6 protein-coding genes are annotated in these 4,880 nt (G+C 65.3%); 4 read left to right on the top strand and 2 right to left on the bottom strand.

The features are described 5' to 3' along the window. Window positions 1–216 precede the first annotated feature (216 nt). Window positions 217–1,092: a CoA ester lyase gene (locus tag EN750_RS18530; RefSeq protein ID WP_127397276.1), complete on the top strand. Its 876-nt coding sequence runs from the start codon at window positions 217–219 to the stop codon at window positions 1,090–1,092. A gap of 51 nt (window positions 1,093–1,143) precedes the next feature. Further along, complete coding sequence (locus EN750_RS18535; RefSeq protein ID WP_127261267.1) at window positions 1,144–1,350, top strand: DUF1737 domain-containing protein; 207 nt, start codon at window positions 1,144–1,146, stop codon at window positions 1,348–1,350. Between the two features lie 22 nt (window positions 1,351–1,372). Here the strand turns inward: EN750_RS18535 and EN750_RS18540 are convergent, their stop codons facing one another. Next, entirely contained in the window at window positions 1,373–1,654 is a 282-nt protein-coding gene (locus EN750_RS18540) for an XRE family transcriptional regulator (RefSeq protein WP_127320835.1), read from the bottom strand. Window positions 1,655–1,904: 250 nt separating this feature from the next. Continuing rightward, on the bottom strand, window positions 1,905–2,327 hold the full coding sequence (locus EN750_RS18545) for a metallopeptidase family protein (protein ID WP_023763026.1): 423 nt from the start codon (window positions 2,325–2,327) through the stop codon (window positions 1,905–1,907). 182 nt (window positions 2,328–2,509) lie between these two features. Between EN750_RS18545 and EN750_RS40830 the strand changes: the two genes are divergently transcribed. Beyond that, complete coding sequence (locus EN750_RS40830) at window positions 2,510–3,547, top strand: hypothetical protein (RefSeq protein WP_127397277.1); 1,038 nt, start codon at window positions 2,510–2,512, stop codon at window positions 3,545–3,547. Beyond that, on the top strand, window positions 3,489–4,880 hold a 1,392-nt coding region (locus EN750_RS18555), incomplete at its 3' end, for a DNA polymerase Y family protein (RefSeq protein ID WP_145967757.1). The genes EN750_RS40830 and EN750_RS18555, both read left to right, overlap by 59 nt.

Genomic DNA, 4,880 nt, shown 5'->3' on the forward strand with positions numbered 1-4,880 from the left:
CCCGTAAACGGGGCGAGGGACGCTCTTGTCGCCGGTTTCGCCAATCTCCAGCGTCGCAAGAAACGCGCCGGCGTTGCCGCCAGCTCCTCTCGCCCCGTTTACGGGGAGAGATGTCCGGCAGGACAGTGAGGGGCAGCACCAGCTTTCGCGATTGGCTCGCCTCAGGCACAGCCCTGCGCGCTTGCCTCACCCACCCACAAGCGGCATAGATCACCCATGGAAACCTACCGCCCGCGCCGCTCTGTGCTCTACGTCCCGGCCTCCAACGACAAGGCCCTGGCCAAGATCGCGCAGCTTGCCTGCGATGCAATCATCATCGACCTGGAGGATGCCGTCGCCCCGGCCGACAAGATCGGCGCTCGCGAAAAACTGGCCGGCATTTTCGCCAACCATATTGGCAGACGCTGCGAGATGATCGTGCGCATCAATGCGCTGGCAACCGAATGGGGCGCCGACGACCTGCTGGCTGCCGCAGGCTGCGAGCCCGACGGCATCCTGTTGCCCAAGGTCGACACGCCGCGCGACCTGCTCGAGGCCGGCGATGTGCTCGACGACAATTTTGCCCCCGACAGCGTGAAACTATGGGCGATGATCGAGACGCCCAAGGCGCTGCTCAACATTGGCGCCATCGCCGAACTTGGCCGCGACCCGGCCTCGCGGCTCAGTTGTTTCGTTGCCGGAACGAATGACCTGGTCAAGGAGACCGGCATTCTGGCAACGCCTGACCGACGCTACCTCGTGCCATGGCTGATGCAGATGGTGCTGGCCGCGCGCGCCGGCGGCATCGACATGCTCGACGGCGTCTCCAACGATTTTCGCAACCTCGACGCTTTCACCCATGAATGCGCGGAAGCCGCGGCCATGGGCTTCAACGGCAAGAGCCTCATCCACCCGGCCCAGATCGAAGCCGCCAACCGCACCTTCGCGCCGTCCACGGAAGCCGTGGCCGAGGCGCGCTCGGTGAAGGAAGCCTTCGCGCTCGCCGAGAATGCCGGCAAGGGCGTGATCGCGCTGAACGGCAGGATGGTCGAGCGCCTGCATCTGGCGCAGGCCGAAAAACTGCTGGCGAAGGCAGCCGCCATCGGGTCATAAATGCTCGATGGATGCGAGCTAGCTATGGCTACTCACGACAGGAATTGAACAATGAAACTCTACCGCTTTCTGTCCGCTCCGGACGATGCCAGCTTCTGCCACAAGGTGACGGCGGCGCTGAACAAGGGCTGGCACCTGTTCGGCTCGCCGACCTATGCCTACGACAAGAAGGCCAAAACGATGCGTTGCGGCCAGGCCGTGGTCAAGGATATCGACGGCCAGGAATACGGACCCGATACGAAGCTCAGCGACTGGTAGGGGACAGCGCCTTGCATGCGGATTAGGCAGCCTCGGCAATATCAAGGCGCACTGTAAGTCCGGCCTGTGTGGCAAGGTTGATCAACGTGTCCAGGCTGAAATTCGCGATCCTGCCCCGCAAGAGGTCGCTAAGGCGCGGCTGCGTGATTCCGAGCCGCTCGGCTGCTTCGGCCTGGGTAATTTTCCAGCTCCGCACCCGCTGTTCAATCGCGATCAGCAAATTGGAGCGCATGGCCATATTGGCAGCCTCGGCCGGAGTATCTTCCAGCGCATCCCAGACATTTTCAAAGCTCTGACGTTCCATTGTCACGACTCCCTTCGTCATCCTAGGGCGCAGCAGTCGCAAAGCGACTGCGGAGACCCTAGGATCCATGCCGTGACCTTCGCCGAGGGGCATAGCAGATCAGGATTAGGGCCTGTTTTCGCCGAAACCGGATGGTAAGCTTTCAGTCCTGCACCGACGGAGCACTGTACCAAGATCACGGCATGGATCCTAGGGTCTGCGCTGCGTCGCTTCGCTCCTTGCTCCGCCCTAGGATGACGAGGGTGTGGGGCTATTCCGCCGCCTCTTCGATCTTCTCCATATCATCGTCCGACAGGCCGAAATGGTGGCCGATCTCGTGGATCAGCACGTGGGTGACGATGTCGCCCAGCGTTTCCTCGTTCTCGGACCAGTAGTCGAGGATGGCGCGGCGGTAGAGCGTGATGCGGTTCGGGCCCTCGCCGGTCTGCGGGTTCCAGCGTTCGGCGATGCCGCGTCCCTCGAACAGGCCGAGCAGGTCGAAGGGCGTCTCCAGCGACAGGTCGTCCATGATCTCGTCGGTCGGGAACTCGGCGATCTGGATGACGATCTCGCCGGTCAGCTTGCGAAAATCCTCCGGCAGATGCGCATACGCCTCCAGCGCCAGGAACTCCATTTCGTCCATCGAGGGCGAGAGTTCGTCGTGCCAAGTGCGGGTCTTGTAGATGCGGGCCATGCTTTGTCCTTTGATCCCGGCATATAGGCTTTCGCACCGGAATCGGCAAATGAACGGGCCGATGCGCCTGCGCCATCCCTGCCGAGAGGAATAAATTCCCCATGACTCTGCTTGACTCCTGGGTCACCCTCTGGAATCTATAGGAACATAACAGGAACAATTGTGAGTGGAAGCTGACCGTCATGGCGATGACCGCCGTGGCGCGGGAGACTGTTTTTGCCCTGCGCCGCCAGATCGCGAAAATCGAGGGAACGCTGCCCGAGCGCTTGGCTGCGCCGGCCGCCGCGCCCTTTAATGCCGACGCCAGCACCGATCTCACAATCGTCCGGCGTGGCATTGCCGCGGCGTTGCCGGATGCGTTTCTGCCTATTGGTGTCGAGCGCCTCGACGCCGCCCTGAGCGGCGGCCTGCCGAAGGCCGCCCTGAGCGAGATCCATGGCACGCAAACCCGCGATGCCGGGGCCGTCGCCGGCTTCGCTTTGTCGCTCACCAGTCTGATCCTCAAGCAAACGCCGGGGCTGCCGGTGCTGTGGATCGGCACATCGGAGATTTTCCGCGAGGCGGGCTTTCCCTATGCCAGGGGGCTTCATGCCGCGTTCGGCATCGAGCCGGAGCAATTGCTGTTTTCCGAGGCGCCAAAGCTTGTCGATGCGCTGTGGGTCGCCGAGGAGGCGGCCCGGATGACGGCGCTCGCCGCCGTCATTCTGGAAATCCGCGGCAATCCGCAGCGGCTGGACCTGACCGCGACACGCCGGCTGCATGCAAGGGCGCAAGCGGCCGGCCGCCCGGTGTTCCTGCTGCGGCAGGCGGCCGAACCCGAACCGACGGCGGCACCCGTCCGCCTCATCGTCGCATCGGCGCCGGCAACACCGCGCGACACCATCGCCGGGCCGCTGGCCGGTTCGATCGACCGCCCGGCCTTCATCCTCACCATCGGCAAGAGCCGCACGGCCCTGCCTGGACAATTCACACTGGAGTGGAACCCCGATGAACGCGCATTCGACGAAAGAGCGGGCGACGAAGGAGCAGGTGGGGAAAGAAACCGGCCAAAGAATCCTGTCCCTGTGGTTTCCCTATCTGGCGGCGGAAAGGGTCCTGCGCCAGCGTCTGGGGCGGTCCTGGCGTTCCCGGCCGTCGGATCACCCCTCTCACCCGCCGCTCGTGATCAGCCATCGCGACCGCAACGCGCAGCGCATCTCGGCCCTCGACGAGCGGGCTGAGGCGCTGCACCTGAAGCGCGACATGGGCATCGCCGATGCGCGCGCCATGCATCCGTCGATCGACGTCGTCGAGGCCGATCCGGAGGCCGACCGCCGCCTGCTCGAAGGCCTCGCCGACTGGTGCGACCGCTACACACCGCTGGTGGCGCTGGATGGCGCGGATGGCCTGTTTCTCGACGTCACCGGCTGCACCCATCTGTTCGGCGGCGAACGCGCCATGCTGGACGACATCCTGTCGCGCTTCTTCCATCAGGGTTTCGATGTCCGCGCCGGGCTTGCCGCGACGCCGGGCGCGGCCTGGGCGGCGGCACGCTTTTGCGGTGACCGCATCGTTGTGTCAGGCGAGGAGGAGGCACTGCTGGCACCCCTGCCGCTGGCCGCGCTGCGCATTGAACCCTCGACCCGCACCAGCCTGGAAAGTGTGGGCCTGCGCACGGCCGGCGCCGTCATGGCGGCACCGCGCGCGCCGCTCGCCCGCCGCTTTGGCGCCTTGCTGCTGCTGCGCCTAGACCAGGCGCTTGGCCGTCTCGACGAAGCGGTGTCGCCGCGCCTGCCCGTCGCGCCGCTTTCGGTCGAACGCCATCTGGCCGAGCCCGTCACTTTGACCGAGGACATCGAACGACTGGTGGGCATGCTGGCGGCGACCTTGAAAACCGATCTCGAGCGCCGCGGCGAGGGCGCCAGAACGCTGGCGCTGCTGCTGTTTCGCGTCGACGGCGCCGTCAGCCGCATCGCCATCGGCACCTCGCGGCCGATGCGCGAACCCATGCTGATCCAGAAACTGTTCCATGAAAGACTGGCCGCGCTCGAACAGGATATCGATGCCGGCTATGGTTTCGATCTGGTGCGGCTCTCGGTGTTGGCGGCAGCCACCTTCGACATGCAGCAGGCCGATCTTGCCGGCGAAACGACCGACGACGGCGCCGATATCGCGCTGTTCGCCGACCGCATCCGCGCCCGGCTCGGCGAGGGCGCGGTGCTCCGGCCGGTCGCGGTCGAAAGCCATCTGCCGGAGCGTGCCGTAGCCACCATCCCCTTCACCGACGCGCCGCGCCGGACCACGCCGCCGAAAAAGCCCGGCAGGCTGCAGGCGCCACAAACCATTTTTCCGCCGGAACGGCCAATCCGGCTGTTCCGCTCGCCCGAACCCATCGATGTGCCGGCCACTGAAATGCCGGAAGGACCACCGCTGCACTTCCGCTGGCGGCGCGCGCTCTACCGGGTCACGCGCGCCGAAGGGCCGGAACGCATCGCCGCCGAATGGTGGCGGGAAGCGCCAAGCGACGAGGCGGCATCGACGCGCGACTATTTCCGCATCGAGGATGCCGATGGC

Source organism: Mesorhizobium sp. M7A.F.Ca.ET.027.03.2.1, assembly GCF_003999175.1.
Classification (GTDB): Bacteria; Pseudomonadota; Alphaproteobacteria; order Rhizobiales; family Rhizobiaceae; genus Mesorhizobium.